The sequence below is a fragment of the Stutzerimonas chloritidismutans genome (genome assembly GCF_051486945.1).
GTDB lineage: Bacteria > Pseudomonadota > Gammaproteobacteria > Pseudomonadales > Pseudomonadaceae > Stutzerimonas > Stutzerimonas chloritidismutans_B.
The window spans coordinates 590309-612137 of the sequence record NZ_JAHVDX010000001.1 but is presented as its reverse complement, the minus strand read 5'-3'; the positions used below and the strand labels follow the sequence as shown (position 1 = coordinate 612137).

Genomic DNA, 21829 nt, shown 5'->3' with positions numbered 1-21829 from the left:
GGTTTGAGCATTAATGGATATCGGTCTGCGCGAGTGGCTGATCCTCATCGGCATCATCGTCATCGCTGGCATTCTGTTCGATGGCTGGCGGCGGATGCGCGGTAGCAAGGGCAAGTTGAAATTCAAGCTGGACCGCAACATTGCCAACAGTTTTCCTGACGATGATTCGAATAACGAGGTGCTCGGCCCCCCACGCGTGGTCAGCCGCAATGCCGAACCCTCCTTCGATGAAACTGACTTGCCTACGATGAGCGCTCGTGAACCTTCTCCAGTGCGCGAGTCTTCCAAGCGCCGCACCAGTGAGCCTCGGCAGGGTGATCTGCATTTTGCCGACGAGCCCGTGCCGACTCTGCTCGATCCGGTCATCGATGAGCATGAAGAAGAGGCGGAGCAGGATGAGACCGACCCGTCGCCGGTCGAAGAGGTGCTGGTGATCAATGTGATCTCGCGTGATCCGTCCGGCTTCCGTGGGCCTGCATTGCTACAGAACATTCTCGAAAGCGGGCTGCGGTTCGGCGAGATGGACATCTTCCATCGCCACGAAAGCATGGCTGGCAACGGCGAGGTGCTATTTTCCATGGCCAATGCCGTCAAGCCCGGCACCTTTGACCTCGACGACATCGACCACTTCACTACCCCGGCGGTCAGCTTCTTCCTAGGCCTGCCGGGCCCACGCCATCCGAAGCAAGCGTTCGACGTCATGGTCGCAGCGGCGCGCAAGCTTTCGTCCGAACTCAACGGCGAACTGAAGGATGATCAGCGCAGTGTGCTCACGGCCCAGACCATCGAGCACTACCGGCAGCGTATCGTCGAATACGAGCGCCGGCAGATGACACTCAAACGCTAAGCAGCATTCCACACCGGGCCATCGCGCCCGGTGTCGTTTATCTGGGGTGCCATGACAGTCGGTGTGCCGCAGACTGGTCCGCTCGAATCTCGCAAGACTGCCGTCACGTGCGCAATTCGTTAGAATCCGATGCCTCCCTATCAACCATGGCGCGCTGATGCAGTCCAAATCAGCACAGCCCCAGCTACGGCTCCGACCCATGCCTTCCGCCCAGACTGCTGCCGAGCGCATTGCCGAACTGCGCAGCGAAATCGACGCCCACAACTATCGTTATTACGTACTCGACGAACCCAGCGTTCCCGACGCCGAATACGATCGTCTGTTCAACGAACTCAAGGCGCTCGAGGGTGAGCATCCAGAATTGGTGACACCTGAGTCGCCAACCCAGCGCGTCGGCGGTGAGGCATTGGCCGCATTCGGTCAGGTTCGCCACGAAGTACCAATGCTGAGCTTGGGCAATGCCTTCGAAGAACAGGATTTACTGGACTTCGACCGTCGCGTTCGCGAGGGGCTGGATATGCCGGCCGGCGATCTGCTCGGCGATGGCGTAGCGGTGGAATACAGCTGTGAGCCCAAGCTCGACGGCTTGGCGGTCAGCCTGTTGTACGAAAATGGCCACCTCGTGCGTGGCGCTACACGAGGGGATGGCAGCACGGGCGAAGACATCAGTGCGAACGTGCGTACCGTACGCAACATCCCGCTTAAATTGCACGGCAGTGGCTGGCCGCAGGTCCTTGAAGTACGTGGCGAGATTTACATGCCCAAGGCGGGCTTCGAGGCGCTCAATGCCCGACAGCTCGAAAACGGCGGTAAGACATTCGCCAACCCCCGCAACGCAGCAGCCGGTAGCCTGCGCCAGCTGGATTCCAAGATCACGGCGAGCCGCCCGCTCGAGCTTTGCGCCTACGGCGTAGGGCGCAGCGACGGCGAGTTGCCGGGGACGCATATCGGCATCCTCGAGGCGCTCAAGGGCTGGGGGCTGCCCATCAGCCGCGAGCTGAAGCTCGCCCGTGGCGTGGCGGAGTGCCGTGCCTATTACCAAGCCATCGGCGAAAAGCGCGACGCTTTGCCTTATGAAATCGACGGTGTGGTGTTCAAGGTCAACTCGACCGCACAACAGCGTGAGCTCGGCTTCCGTGCCCGTGAGCCGCGCTGGGCCATCGCACACAAGTTCCCGGCGCGCGAGGAGGTGACTGAACTGCTGGATGTGGAGTTCCAGGTTGGGCGCACTGGCGCGATCACCCCGGTGGCGAGGCTCAAGCCGGTCCAGGTTGCCGGCGTCACTGTGTCCAACGCCACACTGCACAACATGGACGAGGTGGCCCGCCTGGGCGTGATGATCGGCGACAGCGTGATCGTGCGACGCGCAGGCGACGTGATTCCGCAGATTCTCGGAGTCATTGCCGATCGCCGTCCCGCGAATGCACGCGCCGTCTCGGTACCCACCGAATGTCCGGTCTGTGGCTCAGCGGTCGAACGTACCCAGTTGATCAAACGCAGCAAGGGACGGGAGTCGGTCAGCGAGGGCTCGATCTATCGCTGCGTTGGGCGTCTGGCCTGTCAGGCACAACTGAAGCAGGCCATTATCCATTTCGTGTCGCGCCGGGCGATGGACATTGACGGGCTGGGCGACAAGATCGTCGAACAGCTGGTCGATACTGGCCTGGTTTCCTCACCCGCCGATCTCTATTCGCTCACCTATGAGCAGGTGCTCGGGCTCGAGGGGTTCGCCGAGGTGTCCAGCCGTAACCTGATCAAGTCCATCGATGCCAGCCGCACGCCAAGTCTTGCCCGATTCGTTTTCGCCCTCGGCATTCCCGACGTTGGCGAGGGGACGGCCAAGCTTCTGGCGCGCTCACTTGGATCGCTTGACCGAATCAGCCGGGCGCTGCCGGACGTGTTGATCTACCTGCCGGACATCGGCCTGGAAGTCGCGCACGAAATTCACAGCTTCTTTGAAGACGAGCACAACCAGCAGGTCATCCGCCAATTGCGCGAGCGCGGCGTTGAGCTGCAGGAGGAGGGCGAGGTGCACGCCGAGTTTGCCGCCTGTGCGACGCTGGCCGGCCTGCTCGATAACCTGAATATTCCTTTTATCGCCACGACCGGGGCCAAGCGTCTGGCCGAACGGTTCGGCACGCTCGATGGCGTGATCGAGGCCGACTGGCTCGACCTGCGCCAGGTCGAACGCCTGAATGAAAAGGCCGCTCGCGCGCTACGCGATTACTTCGACGACCCCGCCAATGCCGCGCGCGCCCGCGCCGTCGAAGCCCAGCTTCGTGAGTTTGGCATGCACTGGCAAAGCGAACGGAAGGCGGCGGAAGGCCTTCCACTCGCAGGTCAGACCTGGGTACTCACCGGAACGCTGGAAAGCATGAGCCGTGACGAAGCCAAAGCAAAGCTTGAGGCGCTTGGCGCGAAGGTATCGGGGTCGGTGTCAGCTAAGACAACGGTCGTGGTCGCAGGGCCGGGTGCAGGTTCTAAGCTCGCTAAAGCCAACGAGCTGGGCCTCACCGTTGCGGACGAGGACGACTTCCTCCAGCGCCTCTCGAGCCTAGGGGCTTAACGACACCGAAAGGTTGGGCATCTATTGTCCGGCCTTATACCCAGCGATATTCACCGCGAGCCCGCCCGTAGGAGCCAGCTTGCTGGCGATCATGTCGCGTGGTCAGCGACTAGCCTCGCAAGCGGCTCTCCCGCCAGCCCAGCCCTCCCTGCTCCGACTCCTGACTCAAATCGACCAGCGCTACGTCTGCTGCCTTCTCAACATTTCCGTTTAAAGTTTTCCACCACCCGTCCGAAAATCTTCGCAGGCGGGCTCGTTTGCTAGCGCGCTCGCTGGTGTCGTACAGGTTGTTCTCGGGGCTTGCAAAAATTTTTCAACTGCCTCCTAAAGCTCACCGAAACGACGCCGATAAGCTAATCGAATGCGAACTCAATGGGTGCCTGGGCAAACAGCCGGCCCGGAGTCGCAAGCTCAGGCAACCAAAGTAACTAGCGCCCTTGGAGGCTCATCATGGCTCTTACAGTCAACACAAACATTGCGTCGCTCAATACTCAGCGCAACCTGCAATCTTCGTCCAGTGCGCTCAGCACCTCCATGCAGCGCCTGTCCACCGGTAGCCGGATCAACAGCGCGAAAGATGACGCGGCCGGTCTGCAGATCTCCAACCGTATGACGAGCCAAATCAATGGCCTGAATGTGGCTGTCCGTAACGCAAACGACGGCATTTCGCTGGCGCAAACAGCCGAAGGCGCGCTTCAGCAGTCCACAAACATCCTTCAGCGTATGCGGGACCTTTCGTTGCAGTCAGCGAATGGAACGAACGACTCGACCGACCGCAAAGCGCTGCAGAAAGAGGTTAGCGCGCTTCAGGATGAGCTTACCCGCATCGCCGACACCACCACATTTGGTGGGCGTAAGGTGCTTGATGGCTCGTTCACTAACGTGGACTTTCAGGTTGGTGCGAATGCGAATGAAACCATTAGTGTCTCGGTTGGTGCTGCTAGCGCCACCGATCTAGGCACCAATACGGTCAAAGGCCGTGCAGGCGCCGGCACAATGTTCGGGACCGCTACCGCCGCTGCAGCCGCCATTCCAGCCGCAGGTAACGGAATGACTGCAAACACCCTGACGATTACTGGTCCAGAGGGGCAGGCAACAACCGCGTCCGTTGGCGGCGCCGCGGGATCAAGCGCCTCTGCAGTCGCTGCGGCAATCAATGCGAAGGAATCTGAGACTGGAGTCAAGGCCGAAGCCAAGACCAAGGCAGTCCTCTCTGGTCTGGATGGCGTAGGCCAAGTCAGCTTCACATTGGCTGGGAAAGACGGGGCTTCCGCGTCGATATCTGCAAACGTGAGTGATGCTACTGATCTTTCAAGTTTGCGCGACGCAGTGAATGCCAAGTCCTCTACCACTGGCATTACTGCAAAGATTGACGATAAAGGGTCTCTCACTTTCGAGGCGAAAGACGGCAGTAACATTGGCATCTCCGACTTCGCTGTTGGGTCCGCAGGCAACCAGACCGCGACGCTTAAGTCGTACGATTTTGACGATAATGTGGTTAGCACCGAAACGCTGACTGAGGGCTCGACTGATTCCGTGCTCGTGAGTGGTGATGTTCGCCTAACGGCTTCGAGTGGCTTCAGCGTACAAGCCAGCACAGATGCTACGATCTTTGCTGCTACAGCGACTAACTCACTAAAGGAAACCGTTCAGTCGATTGACATTGGCGATGTAAACGGGGCGCAGAAGGCGATTAGCATAATCGACTCAGCACTGGCTCAGATCGACAATACTCGATCCAATCTTGGTGCTGTCCAGAACCGTTTCGATAACACTATCTCGAACCTGCAGAGTATTTCGGAAAACGTCTCGGCTGCCCGCGGCCGTATCCAAGACACCGACTTTGCAGCGGAAACCGCCAACCTGAGCAAGAACCAGATCCTGCAGCAGGCTGGTACCGCGATTCTGGCCCAGGCCAAGCAATTGCCGCAGGCGGTTCTGAGCCTGCTCCAGTAATCGAGCGAGAAAGGCGTTAGCGATGGGGGTAGGGTTAGCTCTGCCCCCATTGATTCATGAGAGGTGAATCAATGGACGTCGGAAAGATACCGGGCGGAGCTACATCGCCCATTACGGCTAGTTCTTCACCCAGCTTCTTAAAGGAAGTTGGGTTTTCTGCGTCTGGAAATCTGGATAAGCCGCAACAACCCGATGAGGCTGACAAACCAGTCGATATGATCGATTTGGTGGAGCGGTTTCGTTCACAAGTGCAAAGCATTCAGCGCGATCTGAATTTCAGTGTCGACGATTCAACCGGCGATGTAATTGTCCAAGTCATCGACGGTGACTCTGGAAGGGTAGTCCGGCAGATACCGTCGGAGGAAATTCTCCGGCTAACCGAGCGGCTGGACGAAATGCGCAGCTTGATGTTTGAAGCCAAAGCATAGTCGGTACGTTTTTTGTATCGAACTGATGGCTAACATTTTCTTGACGAGGTTATGGCTATGGCTGACGTAGGTATTGGTTCCGGTATCAACATCGGGAGTATCGTGTCCAGCATGGTCGCGGCTGAGCGTGCACCGAAAGAAGCGCAGCTCGCCACGCTCGAAAAAAAAACCACTACCCAAATCACCGCTATCGGCGCCTTGAAAGGTGCTATTAGCGATTTCCAGACGGCACTTGGCACATTGAACAAGGCCGATCTTTTTCAAGCGCGTTCAGCGACTTCCAGCAAGTCGGATCTGGTCGGGGTAACTGCCAGCACGACTGCCGGCGCCGGCACGTATCAGGTTGAAGTTAAAAGCCTCGCAACCAATAGCAAGGTAGCACTTGCCGCGGTTCAGAATTCCGCCGAAGCGCCCGCTGCCTTTGCTAGCGGCACGCTTGATATTTCCCTAGGCGTACCTGGATCTCCGCCCTCAAAAGAGACCTTTTCCGTCACGATCGACGAGAGCAATAACAGCCTTGCCGGCATGCGCGACGCGATCAATGAGGCCGGGAAAGAAAAAGGCGTTAGCGCCACGGTCGTGACTGATGAGTTTGGCTCTCGACTCATATTGACTAGCAATAAGACAGGTGCCGGTCGCGATATCACCGTCGCGGTTGCCAATGAGACGGCAGCCACAACTGGCCAGACCGCACTGTCTGCGCTTGCCTTCGACGGTAGTTCTTCCAGCACTGGGGGCGGAGCGCGAGTGCTTTCACAGGCCCAAAGCGCCGAGCTGTACGTCGATGGCTTGAAGGTCATCAGTGAGAACAACAAGGTCGACGGCGCAATCGAAGGCGTTACGCTCGATCTAAAGGCCAAGACTGTTGCCAGCGAGCCACTGACCATTACTGTCGCGGAGGACAAAGCCGGCGTTAAGAAGCAGGTCCAATCGTTCGTTGATGCGTACAACAAGCTTATTGGCGTGGTTAACGCACAGACGAAGGTAACGCCTGTTGGCGATGGGAAGACGCCCGTCACCGGCGCACTTGTCGGCGACGCAACGGCGCGTACGCTGCTCGGCACGATCCGCAATGAGTTGGTTAACACGCAGGGCGACGGTGCCATTCGTGCCCTGACCGATATGGGTATTACGACCCAGAAAGACGGCACGCTCGGCATTGACAGCACCAAGATGGACAAGACGCTGGCTAACAACTTCGAGCAATTGTCCGGGTTCTTCACGGGCGATACCGGGCTGGCTGCGCGGCTCGACGCGAAGCTCAAGCCCTATACCGAAACCGGCGGGATTCTCGAACAGCGCAACAAGGCGATGACCGAGACGATCACGAAGATCGACAAGCAGAAGGAAGATCTCGACCGTCGTATCACGTCGTTGCAGGAGCGGCTTCTCAAGCAATTCAACGCAATGGACACGCTGGTGGGCCAGTTGTCGAACACCTCTGCAAGCTTGTTGGCGTCGCTTGAAAACCTGCCTTGGGCAGCCAACAACTCAAAGAACTGAACTAGCTTTACGAACGAAACCGCCGCTTAGGCGGTTTTTTCGTTCTGGCCGCTCCGATTGCTATCAAGCTTGGGCGGCGTCGACCGATAAGCTGTACATGCAAACGATGTAGCAAGGGGCTTATCCAAATGTACGCAATGTCAGCAATGAAGCAGTATCAGCAGGTTGGCGTTAACGCCCAGGTAACCGAGGCTGATCCGCATCGCTTGATCCAGATGCTGATGCAGGGTGGGCTGGATCGTATCGCTCAGGCAAAAGGGGCGATGGAGCGCAAGGAGTTGGCTGAGAAGGGTGAGTTGATTGGAAAGGCCATCAACATCATCGGCGGTCTTCGCGACGTGCTGGACAAGGCTGCGGGCGGTGAGCTAGCGGATAACCTGGATCGACTCTACGAATACATGACGACCCGCTTGTTCGAGGCGAGCCGTCACAATGACGTTGACAGGCTGGATGAGGTGTCCGGGTTGTTGGCTGAAGTCAAGTCGGGCTGGGACGGCATAGCGGGTCAGGCGAGGTAAGCGACCTTTAATACTGCATACGCCTTAAACCAAGGGCACCGCTCGACAAGTTCGACGGTGCCGTTTTTGTTAGCGGTACTCGCAGAGATAGGCTGTATCGCTGGTAACCTTGAGCTGGAACTTGCTGTTGGCCGGCACGGTGAATTGACTGCCCGCAGCGAAGGTCTCGTAAACGCTACTGCCCGGAAGCTTCACGTCCAGGCTTCCCGCGACGACATGCATGACTTCGAGCTGGCTAGTGCCGAACTCGTAGTTGCCGGGCGCCATGACCCCAATAGTTGCTGGGCCTGCTGCCATCTCGAACGCGATCGACTTGACAGTGCCATCGAAGTACTCGTTTACCTTGAACATTGCAGTTGCCTTCAAGTGTGGAAAAGGGCGCTAAGTATGCCCAAGCGCATGGTGCGCGTCATCTGCGGACGTCTGCCGGAATGAGCGTGCCGAGGCTATTGGACGGCCTTATTATTGCCGCCGTTTTGGTCTGGAGATTGGCTGAATGGATTGTCGCGCGGGCTGTGGTGCTTGTTGTGTAGCGCCCTCTATCAGTACCCCGTTGCCCGGTATGCCAAACGGGAAAGCAGCAGGCGAGCGTTGCCTGCATCTCACCTTGACTAATCTATGTGGGATATTCGGCAGCGCTTTGCGTCCGCCGGTATGCGATGCGTTCAAACCGGATGAAACGGTTTGCGGCGCCAGTCGGGAGGAGGCCATACGGCTGCTTGGCTGGTTGGAGAATGAAACAAGTTGAGCAAACAAAAAAGGCTGCCCAGGGGCAGCCTTTTGCGTTACCAGCCGAACAATTAGCGCGGCATGTCGCGCTTCGGGTGGCCGGTATAGAGCTGACGCGGGCGGCCGATTTTCTGGCCGTTGGCGATCATTTCCTTCCAATGCGAGATCCAACCCACGGTACGAGCGAGGGCGAAAATCACGGTGAACATACTGGTCGGAATGCCGATAGCCTTGAGGATGATGCCCGAGTAGAAGTCCACGTTCGGGTAGAGGTTGCGCTCGGCGAAGTAAGGGTCGTTGAGCGCGATCTCTTCCAGCTTCATCGCCAGTTCAAGTTGCGGATCGTCGATGCCCAGTTCGCCTAGAACCTCATCGCACGTCTGCTTCATGACCTTCGCGCGTGGGTCGAAGTTTTTGTAGACACGATGACCGAAGCCCATGAGTTTGAACGGATCGTTCTTGTCCTTTGCCTTGGCCAGGAATTTTTCGATGTTGGAAACATCGCCGATCTCGTCGAGCATGGTGAGTACGGCTTCGTTCGCGCCGCCGTGTGCCGGGCCCCAGAGAGCAGCGATGCCTGCGGCGATACAGGCGAACGGGTTGGCGCCTGTCGAGCCAGCAAGGCGGACGGTGGACGTGGAGGCGTTCTGCTCGTGATCCGCGTGCAGGATGAAGATGCGATCCATAGCCTTCGCCAACACTGGGCTGATCGGCTTCACTTCACACGGCGTGTTGAACATCATGTGCAGGAAGTTTTCCGCATAGTTCAGGTCGTTACGCGGATACATCATCGGCTGGCCCATGGAGTACTTGTAGACCATGGCTGCGAGCGTTGGCATCTTGGCGACTAGGCGCACTGCGGAGATTTCGCGGTGATGCGGGTCGTTGATGTCCAGGGAATCGTGATAGAACGCGGAGAGGGCGCCAATGACACCGCACATAATCGCCATCGGGTGAGCGTCGCGGCGGAAGCCGTTCAGGAACGACTTAAGCTGCTCATGCACCATCGTGTGGTTCTTGACGGTGCTGACAAACTTAGCTTTTTCCTCTGCAGTCGGCAGTTCGCCGTTGAGCAGCAGGTAGCAGGTTTCCAGGTAGTCGGCCTTCTCGGCCAGTTGCTCGATCGGGTATCCGCGATGCAGCAAAACGCCTTTGTCACCATCGATATAGGTGATCTTGGATTCGCAAGAGGCGGTCGACATGAAGCCGGGATCAAATGTAAAGCGACCCGTGGAGGTCAAGCCTCGTACGTCGATTACGTCGGGGCCTACGGTACCGGTTAGAACGGGCAGTTCGATGGCGTCTGCGCCTTCGATGACCAACTGCGCTTTTTTGTCAGCCATGTATGGCCTCCTGTTTTATGCTTGGAATCATCATGGCCCCCCACGCAGGGCCCGCATCACTATAGTGAGATAAGCCACAAAGTCAATTTGCGCGGACCCTCGTCGCAGAGGGCGTTTGGAGGGTGAATTCGCTACACAGAACGACTGTTTACGGCATTTATATAGGGGTCGCCATCCGCCTTTAGTGGCACTTCACCACATTGTCATTAGCCACCTAACTGTTTATACTCGGAAACCGACCGGCAGGGGGCTCACAGGCAGTTTTCCTGTAGGTTGTCACTCGTGGGTGGCGGGTACCGCCTGGTGCTCTTCCCAACAACTTTGCCCTGCGTCTCGGGGCTCTCAAGTGTGAAAAAAAGCCGTGAAAAGCCAACGACCTGTAAACCTAGATATTAGGACAATAAAACTACCTATCACTGCCTATACATCGATCCTGCATCGTGTGTCCGGCGTGGTTCTGTTCGTCGGTGTCGCCATCCTGCTACTCGCGCTGGATACCTCGCTTTCTTCTGCCGAAGGTTTCGAAGAGGTGAAGGCGGTTCTGGGTAGTCCGCTGGCCAAGCTGGTGGTCTGGGCGCTGCTGTCGGCGCTTCTCTATCATCTGGTAGCTGGGGTGCGTCACCTGATCATGGATGCCGGGCATGGCGAGACGCTGGAAGGCGGCAAGCTGGGCTCGAAGATCGTCCTGGCCGTTTCGGCTGTGCTGATCGTTCTGGCGGGAGTGTGGATATGGTAACCAACGTCACGAACTTCTCGCGCTCGGGTCTTTATGACTGGATGGCTCAGCGTGTGTCGGCAGTTGTCCTCGCGGCTTACTTCCTATTCCTGATCGGATACCTGATTGCCAATCCAGGGCTTGAGTTCTCGCAGTGGCGCGGGCTGTTCTCGTCGAACTGGATGCGCATTTTCAGTCTTCTTGCATTGGTTGCCTTGAGCGTTCATGCATGGGTTGGTATGTGGACGATTTCCACCGACTACCTGACCAACATGGCGATCGGTAAGTGGGCTACCGGTGTGCGTTTCTTGTTCCAGGCAGTGTGTGGCATCGCCATGTTCACTTTCTTCGTCTGGGGCGTGCAGATTCTTTGGGGTATCTGATTCATGGCTAGCATTCGTACTCTTTCCTATGACGCCATCATTGTCGGTGGTGGCGGTGCCGGGATGCGCGCTGCACTGCAGCTGGCCCAGGGCGGCCACAAGACTGCGGTGGTGACGAAGGTATTCCCAACTCGCTCCCACACCGTTTCTGCTCAGGGTGGCATTACCTGCGCCATCGCTTCGGCTGATCCGAATGACGATTGGCGCTGGCACATGTACGACACCGTCAAGGGTTCCGACTATATCGGTGACCAGGACGCGATCGAATACATGTGCTCGGTAGGCCCTGAGGCCGTATTCGAGCTCGAGCATATGGGGCTGCCTTTCTCCCGTACCGAGCAGGGCCGCATCTATCAGCGTCCGTTCGGTGGGCAGTCGAAGGACTACGGCAAGGGTGGGCAGGCAGCTCGTACCTGCGCCGCGGCGGACCGTACCGGTCACGCGCTGCTGCATACGCTCTATCAAGCTAACCTAAAGGCTGGCACCTCGTTCCTTAACGAGTGGTACGCAGTCGATCTGGTAAAGAACCAGGATGGCGCGATCGTGGGCGTGATTGCGATCTGCATCGAGAACGGCGAGACGGTCTATATTCGATCCAAAGCCGTTGTGCTGGCGACCGGTGGTGCGGGCCGTATCTATGCCTCGACCACTAACGCGCTGATCAACACTGGTGACGGTATCGGCATGGCGCTGCGTGCGGGTGTGCCGGTACAGGACATCGAGATGTGGCAGTTCCACCCGACCGGCATCGCCGGTGCTGGCGTTCTCGTGACCGAGGGTTGCCGCGGCGAGGGTGGTTATTTGATCAATAAGCACGGCGAGCGCTTCATGGAGCGTTATGCGCCAAATGCTAAGGATCTGGCTGGTCGCGACGTGGTTGCACGTTCTATGGTCAAGGAGATTCTTGCGGGCAATGGTTGTGGTCCGGATGGCGACCACGTGATGCTGAAGCTCGATCACCTGGGCGAGGAGGTTCTGCACAGCCGTCTGCCTGGTATCTGCGAGCTGTCGAAGACCTTTGCTCACGTCGACCCGGTTACTGCGCCTGTTCCTGTCGTTCCGACCTGCCACTACATGATGGGCGGTATCGCCACCAACATTCATGGGCAGGCAATGACGCAGGATGCCAGCGGCAACGACAAGATCATCGAAGGTCTGTTCGCTGTGGGCGAAGTGGCGTGCGTGTCGGTTCACGGTGCCAACCGCCTCGGTGGCAACTCGCTGCTCGATCTGGTCGTGTTCGGTCGTGCGGCTGGTCTCCACTTGGAGAAGGCGCTCAAGGACGGTATCGAGCATCGTGGTGCGACCGAAACCGACCTCGACGTCGCTCTGAATCGTCTGTCCAGCCTTAACGAGCGCACTGCCGGCGAAGACGTCGCGCCGCTACGCAAGGAACTGCAGAGCTGCATGCAGAATTACTTCGGTGTATTCCGTACGGGTGAATACATGCAGAAGGGTATCGCTCAGCTCGCGGAACTGCGCCAGCGCATCGCCACGGTCAAGATTGCCGACAAGAGCCAGGCGTTCAATACGGCACGGATCGAAGCACTCGAACTGCAGAACTTGCTCGAGGTCGCAGAAGCTACTGCCGTCGCCGCTGAGGCTCGTAAGGAATCTCGTGGTGCGCATGCGCGTGAAGACTACGAAGAGCGTGATGACGAGAACTGGCTGTGCCACACCCTGTACTACCCGGGTGAGAAGCGCGTAGCCAAGCGCGCCGTTAATTTCTCTCCGAAGACTGTTCCGACTTTCGAGCCCAAGGTTCGGACTTACTGAGGTCGCCGATATGTTGCAAGTGAGTGTTTATCGCTACAACCCGGAAAAGGACGAAAAGCCTTACATGCAAGACTTCCAGGTCAATACCGATGGTAAAGACCTGATGGTTCTTGACGTGCTAGCGCTCATCAAAGAACAGGATGAAGGTTTCTCATACCGTCGGTCCTGCCGCGAAGGCGTTTGTGGTTCCGATGGCATGAACCTGAATGGAAAGAACGGTTTGGCGTGCATTACGCCGCTGTCTTCAGTGGTCAAAGGCAACAAACTGGTCGTTCGTCCACTGCCTGGTTTGCCGGTGATTCGTGACTTGGCCGTTGATATGGGCATCTTCTACAAGCAGTACGAGAAGGTTCGTCCGTATTTGATGAACGATACGCCTGCTCCGGCTATCGAACGTCTGCAGAGCCCGGAAGATCGCGAGAAGCTGGATGGTCTGTACGAGTGCATCCTGTGTGCATGCTGCTCGACTAGCTGCCCGTCGTTCTGGTGGAACCCCGACAAGTTCCTCGGCCCGGCTGCGTTGCTGCAGGCTTATCGTTTCCTGGCTGACAGCCGCGACACCGAGACCGAGAACCGCTTGGCTGCGCTCGATGATCCGTTCAGCGTCTTCCGCTGCCGGGGCATCATGAATTGCGTCAGTGTTTGCCCCAAGGGTTTGAACCCGACCAAGGCAATCGGCCATGTGCGCAACATGTTGCTGCAAAGCGCGACCTGATAGGTCACGGGTTCGCCGTTATCTAGGTAGCATCGGGTTCATAGCGTTACCGTGACACCTACGGCGCCAGCGTCAAACTCGGCGCCGTAGTTTTAGTAGGAATCTGGCTTACAAGGTCGGGTTCCACTCTGAAAATAAACGACCAGCAGGAGCATCCGAGGTGGTTCTCGGAAACTATCTGCGCGGTCCGTAGTGGCTTTACCTGAGTCGCTGCTACAGAACTTGGGAAGTCATGCTGCGGTCTCCACGCTGGTGGTGTCTCCTTATCGAAGGTGACCAGACATGCAAGAAAGCGTAATGCAGCGCATGTGGGACAGTGCCCACCTATCCGGTGGTAACGCTGCCTACGTGGAAGAGCTCTATGAGCTCTACCTGCACGATCCCAACGCTGTGCCCGAAGAGTGGCGCACCTACTTCCAGAAGCTGCCTGCTGCCGGCGGCGCTGCGTCCGATGTATCGCATTCCACAATTCGTGACCATTTCGTGCTGCTGGCCAAGAACCAGCGTCGTGCCCAGCCTGTTTCTGCAGGCAGCGTAAGCAGTGAGCACGAGAAAAAGCAGGTTGAAGTCCTGCGGCTGATCCAGGCCTACAGAATGCGTGGCCATCAGGCTGCACAGCTCGATCCCCTCGGTTTGCAACAGCGCCCTGTCCCTGCGGACCTGTCGATCAATCATTACGCACTTACCGATGCCGACCTGGATACTGTCTTCCGTACCGGTGATTTGGCAATGGGCAAGGACCAAGCGACTCTCCGCGAGATTCGCGAGGCGCTGCAGGACACCTACTGCCGTACTATCGGTGCCGAATTTACCCATATTGTCGATTCCGAACAGCGCAACTGGTTCATCCAGCGATTGGAAAGCGTCCGCGGTCGTCCTGCGTTCTCCAGCGAGATACAAGGGCATCTGCTCGAGCGCCTGACCGCTGCCGAAGGCCTGGAAAAGTATTTGGGTACCAAGTACCCGGGCACCAAGCGCTTTGGTCTGGAAGGCGGCGAAAGCTTGATTCCGTTGCTGGACGAGATCATCCAGCGCTCGGGCTCCTATGGCACCAAAGAAATCGTCATCGGCATGGCACACCGCGGCCGTCTGAACGTATTGGTCAATACATTCGGCAAAAATCCGCGTGACCTTTTCGACGAGTTCGAAGGCAAGAAGGTCGAAGGGCTGAGCTCCGGTGACGTCAAATATCACCAAGGCTTCTCGTCTAACGTGATGACGCCCGGGGGCGAAATTCACCTTGCCATGGCCTTCAACCCGTCTCACCTGGAAATTGTATCTCCGGTGGTCGAGGGTTCGGTGCGTGCACGCCAGGATCGTCGCTGCGATGCGGTAGGCGACAAGGTCTTGCCGGTCACCATTCACGGTGACGCTGCCGTAGCAGGGCAGGGCGTGGTCATGGAAACCTTCCAGATGTCCCAGACCCGTGCTTATCGGACTGGCGGCACGATCCGCATCGTGATCAACAACCAGGTCGGTTTCACGACCAACAAGCAGGAAGACGCGCGCTCCACCGAGTACGCGACCGATGTCGCGAAGATGATCCAGGCGCCGATCTTCCATGTGAACGCTGACGACCCGGAAGCCGTTCTGTTCGTCACGCAACTGGCTGTCGACTACCGCATGCAGTTCAAGCGTGACATCGTCATCGATCTGATCTGCTATCGCCGCCGTGGCCACAACGAGGCGGATGAGCCGAGTGGCACCCAGCCTCTGATGTACCAGAAGATCGCCAAGCAGCGCACGACGCGCGAGCTGTATGCCGACGCCCTGACCCAATCCAGCGTTTTGGACGGCGAAAGTGTGCAGGCTAAGGTCGACGAGTACCGCACTGCGCTGGATAACGGCCTGCATGTGGTCAAGAGCCTGGTCAAGGAGCCGAACAAGGAACTGTTCGTTGATTGGCGTCCGTATCTGGGCCATGCCTGGACTGCCCGCCACGACACGCGCTTCGACCTGAAGACGCTGCAGGAATTGTCGAACAAGCTGCTAGCTGTTCCGGAAGGCTTCGTCGTGCAGCGCCAGGTGTCGAAGATTCTCGAGGACCGCCAGAAGATGGGCGCAGGCGCGCTCGCGATCAACTGGGGTTACGCCGAGACGCTGGCGTATGCCACGCTGTTGTTCGAAGGCCATCCGGTTCGCATCAGTGGTCAGGACGTTGGCCGTGGCACCTTCTCGCACCGCCATGCGGCGCTGCACAACCAGAAGGATGGCAGCACGTACATCCCGCTGCAGCACCTCTACGAAGGCCAGCCCCGTTTCGACCTGTACGACTCGTTCCTCTCGGAAGAAGCCGTACTGGCGTTCGAATACGGCTACGCCACGACCATGCCTAATGCACTGGTAATCTGGGAAGCTCAGTTCGGCGATTTCGCTAACGGTGCTCAGGTCGTGATTGACCAGTTCATCACCAGCGGCGAGCACAAGTGGGGTCGGCTCTGTGGACTGACCATGCTGCTGCCGCACGGCTACGAAGGGCAGGGGCCGGAGCACTCATCGGCCCGTCTGGAGCGCTACCTGCAGCTGTGTGCCGAGCACAACATTCAGGTCTGCGTACCGACTACGCCGGCTCAGGTCTACCATATGCTCCGTCGCCAAGCGATCCGGCCTCTGCGTAAGCCGCTGGTAGCCCTGACGCCGAAGTCGTTGCTGCGTCATAAGCTTGCCACTTCGACTCTGGAAGATCTCACGCAGGGCTCGTTCCTGACCGTGATTCCCGAAGTCGATCCGATCGAGCCTAGCAAGGTCGAACGCATGATCATGTGCAGCGGCAAAGTCTATTACGACCTGCTCGACAAGCGTCGTGCTGAAGGACGTGAAGATATTGCGATCATCCGTCTGGAACAGCTGTATCCGTTCCCGGAAGAGGATCTGGCTGAAGTGCTCGCGCCGTACCAGAACCTCAAGAGCATCGTCTGGTGCCAGGAAGAACCGATGAATCAGGGGGCTTGGTACTGCAGCCAGCACCATATGCGTCGGGTTGCCGTTGCGCACAAGAAGGAACTCTTCCTGCAGTACGCCGGTCGTGAAGCTTCTGCCGCGCCTGCCGTGGGGTATGCGTCCATGCATGCCGAGCAGCAGGAAAAGCTGCTTCAGGACGCGTTCACCGTTTAATCATTCATTTGCAAGAGGCCGCGGTTCACGCGGCCTCGATGTAAAACCCGAATCAATAGGACCCCAGCTAATGGCTATCGAGATCAAAGCCCCCCAATTTCCGGAATCGGTTGCTGACGGCACCGTTGCGACCTGGCACAAGCAGCCAGGCGACGCGGTCAAGCGCGACGAGCTGATCGTCGACATCGAGACCGACAAGGTCGTGATGGAAGTGTTGGCCGAAGCCGACGGCGTGCTGACCGAGATCGTCAAGAACGAAGGTGACACCGTCCTCAGCGGCGAACTGCTCGGCAAGCTGGAAGCCGGTGCTACTGCTTCGGCTTCTTCCGCTCCGGCCGCCGCGCCTGCTGAGGCTGCAGCGCCTGCTGCAGCCCCCGCTTCATCGGCAGCGGCTGGTGGCGAAGATGCAATCCTGGCGCCGGCGGCTCGCAAGCTGGCAGAAGAAAACGGTATCGATCCAAATAGTGTCAAAGGCACTGGTAAGGACGGTCGAGTCACCAAGGAAGACGTGGTCGCAGCGATCGAGGCGAAGAAATCTGCTCCTGCTGCTGCGAAGCCAGCTGCCAGCGCGGCCGCTGCACCGGTCGCCGCTGCGGGCGATCGTACCGAGAAGCGTGTACCAATGACCCGTCTGCGCGCGAAAGTCGCAGAGCGGCTGGTCGAAGCGCAGTCGAACATGGCGATGCTGACGACGTTCAACGAAGTCGATATGACTGAAGTCATGGCGCTGCGTTCGAAATACAAAGACCTGTTCGAGAAGACCCATAACGGCGTTCGCCTGGGCTTCATGTCCTTCTTCGTCAAGGCTTCCGTCGAGGCACTGAAGCGCTTCCCGGCCGTGAACGCCTCGATCGATGGCACCGATATCGTCTACCACGGTTACCAGGATATCGGGGTGGCTGTCTCCAGCGATCGCGGCCTGGTCGTACCGGTTCTGCGTAACGCTGAGCTGATGAGCCTGGCAGAAGTCGAAAATGGTATCGCTACCTTCGGCAAAAAGGCTCGTGACGGCAAGCTGTCAATCGATGAAATGACTGGCGGCACCTTCACCATCACCAACGGCGGTACGTTCGGTTCGATGATGTCGACTCCAATCGTGAACCCGCCGCAGGCAGCCATTCTTGGTATGCACAACATCATTCAGCGTCCCATGGCGATCAATGGCCAAGTTGTCATCCGTCCTATGATGTACTTGGCGCTGTCCTACGATCACCGCTTGATCGACGGCAAGGAAGCGGTGAGCTTCCTGGTGACTATCAAGAACCTGCTGGAAGATCCGGCCCGCCTGCTGCTGGATATCTAACAAGCGTCACGGGCTGCATTCAGAAGGCTAGGCATATGCCGGGCTTGCTGACTGCGGCCTTTTGACTTTTGCTGCACGCACTCAAGAGGATTCCAAATGAGCCAGAAATTCGACGTCGTCGTCATCGGTGCCGGCCCCGGCGGTTATGTAGCAGCCATTCGCGCAGCGCAACTGGGTCTGAAGACCGCTTGCATCGAAAAATACCAGGGTAAGGAAGGCAAGACCGCACTCGGCGGTACCTGTCTGAACGTTGGTTGCATTCCCTCCAAGGCACTGCTGGACAGCTCCTACAAGTTCCACGAGGCCCATGAGAGCTTCAAGGTCCATGGCATCAGCACTGGCGAAGTGGCCATGGACGTTCCGACGATGGTGGCTCGCAAGGACCAGATCGTTAAGAACCTCACCGGCGGCGTTGCGGCCTTGTTGAAGGCGAACGGCGTCACTGTGTTCGAAGGCCACGGCAAGTTGCTGAGCGGCAAACAGGTCGAAGTGACTGGCCTGGACGGCAACGCCCAGGTACTCGGTGCCGACAACGTCATTCTCGCGTCCGGCTCCAAGCCCGTCGACATTCCGCCAGCTCCGGTGGACCAGAAAATCATCGTCGATTCCACCGGTGCGCTGGATTTCCAGAGCGTGCCGAAGAAACTGGGTGTCATCGGTGCCGGTGTGATTGGCCTGGAGCTGGGCTCGGTTTGGGCGCGCCTGGGTGCTGAAGTCACCGTGCTCGAGGCCATGGACAAGTTCCTTCCGGCCGCGGACGAGCAGATCTCCAAGGAAGCCTTCAAGGTCCTGAGCAAGCAGGGCCTGAAGATTCTGTTGGGCGCGCGCGTCACGGGTTCCGAGGTGAAAGGCGAGCAAGTCACCGTCAACTTTACCAACGCCGAAGGTGAGCAGCAGGAAACCTTCGACAAGCTGATCGTCGCTGTAGGTCGCCGTCCTGTCACCACAGATCTGCTGGCAGCCGACGCGGGCGTCGACATGGACGAGCGCGGCTTCATCTTCGTCGATGACCAGTGCGTGACCAGCGTACCTGGCGTGTACGCCATCGGTGACGTGGTTCGAGGCGCGATGCTGGCACATAAGGCGTCCGAAGAGGGTGTCATGGTCGCCGAGCGGATCGCTGGCCACAAATCGCAGATGAACTATGACCTGATTCCGTCTGTCATCTATACCCATCCTGAAATCGCATGGGTCGGCAAGACCGAGCAGGCATTGAAGGCAGAGGGCGTTGAAGTCAATGTCGGAACTTTCCCGTTCGCTGCCAGCGGTCGCGCCATGGCCGCCAATGACACGGCGGGGCTGGTCAAGGTCATCGCTGACGCCAAGACCGACCGCGTGTTGGGTGTGCACGTGATGGGGCCGGCCGCTGCTGAACTGGTTCAGCAGGGCGCGATCGGCATGGAGTTCGGCACGAGCGCTGAAGACCTCGGCATGATGGTGTTCTCGCACCCGACCATGTCCGAGGCGCTGCATGAAGCAGCGCTGGCGGTGAATGGCCACGCCATCCACATCGCCAATCGTAAGAAGCGCTAATCGCGCAGAAACGGCGATCTTCGCCTGGCTCTTCGGAGCGGCGAAGATCGCCGAATACCTTCAATGAAGGTATGACAGGTCCTTGAAAGGTATCTTGGATAGTTTTCAGCGACTTGAGGTGGACGCCGCGGTGCGCGGCGTCCGACGCAGATCTAAACCGAACGGTAGCTAAGATGAATCTTCACGAATATCAGGGTAAGCAACTGTTTGCCGAATACGGATTGCCAGTATCCAAGGGCTATGCAGTCGACAGCCCCAAGGAAGCGGCCGAGGCATGCGATCTGATTGGTGGTTCCGAGTGGGTCGTCAAGGCCCAGGTTCACGCCGGTGGTCGTGGCAAGGCGGGTGGCGTCAAGCTGGTGCGCAGCAAGGACGAAGCCCGTGCATTTGCCGAGCAGTGGTTGGACAAGCGCTTGGTCACTTACCAGACGGATGCCAACGGGCAACCGGTCAGCCGCATCCTCGTTGAAGCCTGCACTGATATCGACAAGGAACTGTACCTGGGTGCGGTCGTCGATCGTGCTACCCGCCGCGTCGTGTTCATGGCCTCCACTGAAGGTGGCGTCGACATCGAGAAAGTCGCACATGACACCCCCGAGAAGATCTTGAAGGCAACGATCGATCCGCTGGTCGGCGCACAGCCTTTCCAAGGTCGCGAACTGGCTTTCAAACTGGGTCTGAAGGGAGACCAGGTCAAGCAGTTCGTCCATATTTTCGTCGGGCTCGGCAAGCTCTTCGTCGATTACGACCTGGCCCTGCTGGAAGTTAACCCGCTGGTCATCAAGAAAGACGGCAACCTGCATTGCCTGGACGCCAAGCTGAACATCGATAGCAACGCCATCTACCGTCAGCCCAAGCTGCGCGGTATGCAGGATCCGTCGCAGGACGATCCGCGCGAGGCGCACGCTGCCAAGTGGGAGCTGAACTACGTCGCACTCGACGGCAACATCGGTTGCATGGTCAACGGCGCGGGCCTAGCGATGGGCACGATGGATATCGTCAACCTGCACGGTGGCAAGCCGGCGAACTTCCTTGACGTTGGCGGTGGCGCGACGGAAGAGCGCGTGACCGAAGCGTTCAAAATCATCCTTTCCGACGACAACGTCGCAGCCGTCCTGGTCAATATCTTTGGCGGCATCGTTCGTTGCGACATGATTGCCGAAGGCATCATCGGCGCGGTGAAAGAAGTCGGTGTGAAGGTACCGGTCGTTGTTCGTCTGGAAGGTAACAACGCAGAGCTCGGCGCCAAAATGCTGGGTGAAAGTGGTCTGAACATCATCGGGGCGACCAGCCTGACCGATGCGGCCATTCAAGTCGTCAAAGCCGCGGAGGGCAAGTAATGAGCGTCCTGATCAATAAAGACACCAAGGTTATTTGCCAAGGCTTTACTGGCTCGCAGGGCACCTTCCACTCCGAGCAGGCGATCGAGTACGGCACCAAGATGGTTGGCGGCGTGACCCCGGGCAAGGGCGGCACCACGCACCTTGGCCTGCCGGTATTCAATACGGTCAAGGAAGCCGTCGAGGCTACTGGTGCCGATGCGTCGGTGATCTACGTTCCCGCACCGTTCTGCAAGGACTCCATCCTTGAGGCCGTGTTCGGTGGCATCAAGCTGATCGTCTGCATCACCGAGGGTATCCCCACCCTCGACATGCTTGAAGTCAAGATCAAGTGTGACGAGATGGGCGTTCGCCTGATCGGCCCGAACTGCCCGGGCGTAATCACGCCCGGCGAGTGTAAGATCGGTATTCAGCCTGGCCATATCCACATGCCAGGAAAGGTCGGCATCGTGTCGCGCTCGGGCACCCTGACCTATGAAGCGGTCAAGCAGACCACCGACGCCGGCTTCGGCCAGTCGACCTGCGTAGGTATCGGCGGCGACCCGATTCCGGGCTCGACGTTCATCGACATCCTCAAGCTGTTCCAGGAAGACCCGCAGACCGAGGCGATCGTCATGATCGGCGAAATCGGTGGTTCGGCCGAGGAAGAAGCTGCGGCGTACATCAAGGCCAACGTCACCAAGCCGGTGGTTTCCTATATCGCAGGCGTGACGGCTCCGGCTGGCAAGCGTATGGGCCACGCGGGTGCGATCATCTCTGGTGGCAAAGGCACGGCTGACGAGAAGTTCGCTGCGCTGCAAGATGCGGGCGTGAAGACCGTCCGTTCCCTTGCCGATATCGGCAAAGCGCTCGCCGAGATTACCGGTTGGGACGTCAAGCAGGCCTGATTCGGGCTGCTTCAAAAAATGCCAGCCAGGCCTCGCCTGGCTGGCATTTTCGTTTATATCGCAGCCTTCGTTGTTGAGCGGCTGCAGGCGGCCGCTTCGGGCTCGCCTGGCATGCGCGTTTCCTTTATGGTGCGTCCTTTTTCCAAAGAGCGGCTCTACGGAACTGCCTGGCG

Annotated in this window: 18 protein-coding genes; 16 read left to right on the top strand and 2 right to left on the bottom strand. The window is 58.4% G+C overall.

The window, feature by feature from the left end:
* Positions 1–13: 13 nt before the first annotated feature.
* From zipA to fliS, 6 genes are all read left to right on the top strand, one after another.
* A complete protein-coding gene (gene zipA / locus KXR72_RS02640) occupies positions 14–847 on the top strand; it encodes a cell division protein ZipA (RefSeq protein WP_437419570.1) in 834 nt (277 codons plus the stop codon).
* 199 nt (positions 848–1046) lie between these two features.
* Complete coding sequence (gene ligA, locus KXR72_RS02635; RefSeq protein ID WP_437419569.1) at positions 1047–3413, top strand: NAD-dependent DNA ligase LigA; 2367 nt, start codon at positions 1047–1049, stop codon at positions 3411–3413.
* 450 nt (positions 3414–3863) lie between these two features.
* The gene (locus tag KXR72_RS02630; RefSeq protein ID WP_437419568.1) at positions 3864–5369 is read left to right on the top strand and encodes a flagellin; all 1506 of its coding nucleotides are present in this window, start codon (positions 3864–3866) and stop codon (positions 5367–5369) included.
* Positions 5370–5440: 71 nt separating this feature from the next.
* Positions 5441–5797 (top strand): flagellar protein FlaG, encoded by a 357-nt coding sequence (locus tag KXR72_RS02625; RefSeq protein WP_437419567.1) that lies wholly within the window; start codon positions 5441–5443, stop codon positions 5795–5797.
* 57 nt (positions 5798–5854) lie between these two features.
* Entirely contained in the window at positions 5855–7300 is a 1446-nt protein-coding gene (gene fliD / locus KXR72_RS02620; RefSeq protein ID WP_437419566.1) for a flagellar filament capping protein FliD, read from the top strand.
* Positions 7301–7428: 128 nt separating this feature from the next.
* The gene (gene fliS, locus KXR72_RS02615; protein ID WP_437419565.1) at positions 7429–7818 is read left to right on the top strand and encodes a flagellar export chaperone FliS; all 390 of its coding nucleotides are present in this window, start codon (positions 7429–7431) and stop codon (positions 7816–7818) included.
* Between the two features lie 69 nt (positions 7819–7887).
* On the opposite strand, the gene KXR72_RS02610 is transcribed toward fliS, so the two are convergent.
* Positions 7888–8169 (bottom strand): pyrimidine/purine nucleoside phosphorylase, encoded by a 282-nt coding sequence (locus tag KXR72_RS02610; RefSeq protein WP_437419564.1) that lies wholly within the window; start codon positions 8167–8169, stop codon positions 7888–7890.
* Positions 8170–8314: 145 nt separating this feature from the next.
* Between KXR72_RS02610 and KXR72_RS02605 the strand changes: the two genes are divergently transcribed.
* Positions 8315–8566 (top strand): YkgJ family cysteine cluster protein, encoded by a 252-nt coding sequence (locus KXR72_RS02605; protein ID WP_437419563.1) that lies wholly within the window; start codon positions 8315–8317, stop codon positions 8564–8566.
* 52 nt (positions 8567–8618) lie between these two features.
* Here the strand turns inward: KXR72_RS02605 and gltA are convergent, their stop codons facing one another.
* Entirely contained in the window at positions 8619–9890 is a 1272-nt protein-coding gene (gltA, locus tag KXR72_RS02600; protein WP_437419562.1) for a citrate synthase, read from the bottom strand.
* Positions 9891–10251: 361 nt separating this feature from the next.
* Here gltA and sdhC point away from each other — a divergent pair, with 361 nt between their 5' ends.
* The 9 genes from sdhC to sucD all read left to right on the top strand — a co-directional run bounded on the left by sdhC (position 10252) and on the right by sucD (position 21656).
* Complete coding sequence (sdhC, locus tag KXR72_RS02595) at positions 10252–10626, top strand: succinate dehydrogenase, cytochrome b556 subunit (protein ID WP_437419561.1); 375 nt, start codon at positions 10252–10254, stop codon at positions 10624–10626.
* Positions 10620–10988 carry a succinate dehydrogenase, hydrophobic membrane anchor protein gene (gene sdhD / locus KXR72_RS02590; RefSeq protein WP_437419560.1) on the top strand — a complete coding sequence of 123 codons (369 nt, stop codon included), beginning with the start codon at positions 10620–10622 and terminating at the stop codon, positions 10986–10988. The genes sdhC and sdhD overlap by 7 nt, the downstream gene beginning before the upstream one ends.
* A gap of 3 nt (positions 10989–10991) precedes the next feature.
* Positions 10992–12764, top strand: coding sequence for a succinate dehydrogenase flavoprotein subunit (gene sdhA, locus KXR72_RS02585; RefSeq protein WP_437419559.1), 1773 nt, complete (start codon positions 10992–10994; stop codon positions 12762–12764).
* Between the two features lie 10 nt (positions 12765–12774).
* Positions 12775–13479 (top strand): succinate dehydrogenase iron-sulfur subunit, encoded by a 705-nt coding sequence (locus KXR72_RS02580; RefSeq protein WP_437419558.1) that lies wholly within the window; start codon positions 12775–12777, stop codon positions 13477–13479.
* A gap of 282 nt (positions 13480–13761) precedes the next feature.
* Complete coding sequence (locus KXR72_RS02575) at positions 13762–16593, top strand: 2-oxoglutarate dehydrogenase E1 component (RefSeq protein ID WP_437419557.1); 2832 nt, start codon at positions 13762–13764, stop codon at positions 16591–16593.
* 70 nt (positions 16594–16663) lie between these two features.
* A complete protein-coding gene (gene odhB / locus KXR72_RS02570) occupies positions 16664–17896 on the top strand; it encodes a 2-oxoglutarate dehydrogenase complex dihydrolipoyllysine-residue succinyltransferase (RefSeq protein WP_437420362.1) in 1233 nt (410 codons plus the stop codon).
* A gap of 96 nt (positions 17897–17992) precedes the next feature.
* On the top strand, positions 17993–19429 hold the full coding sequence (gene lpdA, locus KXR72_RS02565; RefSeq protein ID WP_437419556.1) for a dihydrolipoyl dehydrogenase: 1437 nt from the start codon (positions 17993–17995) through the stop codon (positions 19427–19429).
* A gap of 173 nt (positions 19430–19602) precedes the next feature.
* Positions 19603–20769: an ADP-forming succinate--CoA ligase subunit beta gene (gene sucC, locus KXR72_RS02560; protein ID WP_437419555.1), complete on the top strand. Its 1167-nt coding sequence runs from the start codon at positions 19603–19605 to the stop codon at positions 20767–20769.
* Complete coding sequence (gene sucD / locus KXR72_RS02555; RefSeq protein ID WP_437419554.1) at positions 20769–21656, top strand: succinate--CoA ligase subunit alpha; 888 nt, start codon at positions 20769–20771, stop codon at positions 21654–21656. The genes sucC and sucD overlap by 1 nt, the downstream gene beginning before the upstream one ends.
* Positions 21657–21829 lie beyond the last annotated feature (173 nt).

Excerpts from the sequence above, each read along its gene's own strand:
- zipA (WP_437419570.1), top strand. The coding sequence starts at position 14 with ATGGATATCGGTCTGCGCGAGTGGCTGATCCTCATCGGCATCATCGTC.
- ligA (WP_437419569.1), top strand. The coding sequence starts at position 1,047 with ATGCCTTCCGCCCAGACTGCTGCCGAGCGCATTGCCGAACTGCGCAGC.
- KXR72_RS02630 (WP_437419568.1), top strand. The coding sequence starts at position 3,864 with ATGGCTCTTACAGTCAACACAAACATTGCGTCGCTCAATACTCAGCGC.
- KXR72_RS02625 (WP_437419567.1), top strand. The coding sequence starts at position 5,441 with ATGGACGTCGGAAAGATACCGGGCGGAGCTACATCGCCCATTACGGCT.
- fliD (WP_437419566.1), top strand. The coding sequence starts at position 5,855 with ATGGCTGACGTAGGTATTGGTTCCGGTATCAACATCGGGAGTATCGTG.
- fliS (WP_437419565.1), top strand. The coding sequence starts at position 7,429 with ATGTACGCAATGTCAGCAATGAAGCAGTATCAGCAGGTTGGCGTTAAC.
- KXR72_RS02610 (WP_437419564.1), bottom strand. The coding sequence starts at position 8,169 with ATGTTCAAGGTAAACGAGTACTTCGATGGCACTGTCAAGTCGATCGCG.
- KXR72_RS02605 (WP_437419563.1), top strand. The coding sequence starts at position 8,315 with ATGGATTGTCGCGCGGGCTGTGGTGCTTGTTGTGTAGCGCCCTCTATC.
- gltA (WP_437419562.1), bottom strand. The coding sequence starts at position 9,890 with ATGGCTGACAAAAAAGCGCAGTTGGTCATCGAAGGCGCAGACGCCATC.
- sdhD (WP_437419560.1), top strand. The coding sequence starts at position 10,620 with ATGGTAACCAACGTCACGAACTTCTCGCGCTCGGGTCTTTATGACTGG.
- sdhA (WP_437419559.1), top strand. The coding sequence starts at position 10,992 with ATGGCTAGCATTCGTACTCTTTCCTATGACGCCATCATTGTCGGTGGT.
- KXR72_RS02580 (WP_437419558.1), top strand. The coding sequence starts at position 12,775 with ATGTTGCAAGTGAGTGTTTATCGCTACAACCCGGAAAAGGACGAAAAG.
- KXR72_RS02575 (WP_437419557.1), top strand. The coding sequence starts at position 13,762 with ATGCAAGAAAGCGTAATGCAGCGCATGTGGGACAGTGCCCACCTATCC.
- odhB (WP_437420362.1), top strand. The coding sequence starts at position 16,664 with ATGGCTATCGAGATCAAAGCCCCCCAATTTCCGGAATCGGTTGCTGAC.
- lpdA (WP_437419556.1), top strand. The coding sequence starts at position 17,993 with ATGAGCCAGAAATTCGACGTCGTCGTCATCGGTGCCGGCCCCGGCGGT.
- sucC (WP_437419555.1), top strand. The coding sequence starts at position 19,603 with ATGAATCTTCACGAATATCAGGGTAAGCAACTGTTTGCCGAATACGGA.
- sucD (WP_437419554.1), top strand. The coding sequence starts at position 20,769 with ATGAGCGTCCTGATCAATAAAGACACCAAGGTTATTTGCCAAGGCTTT.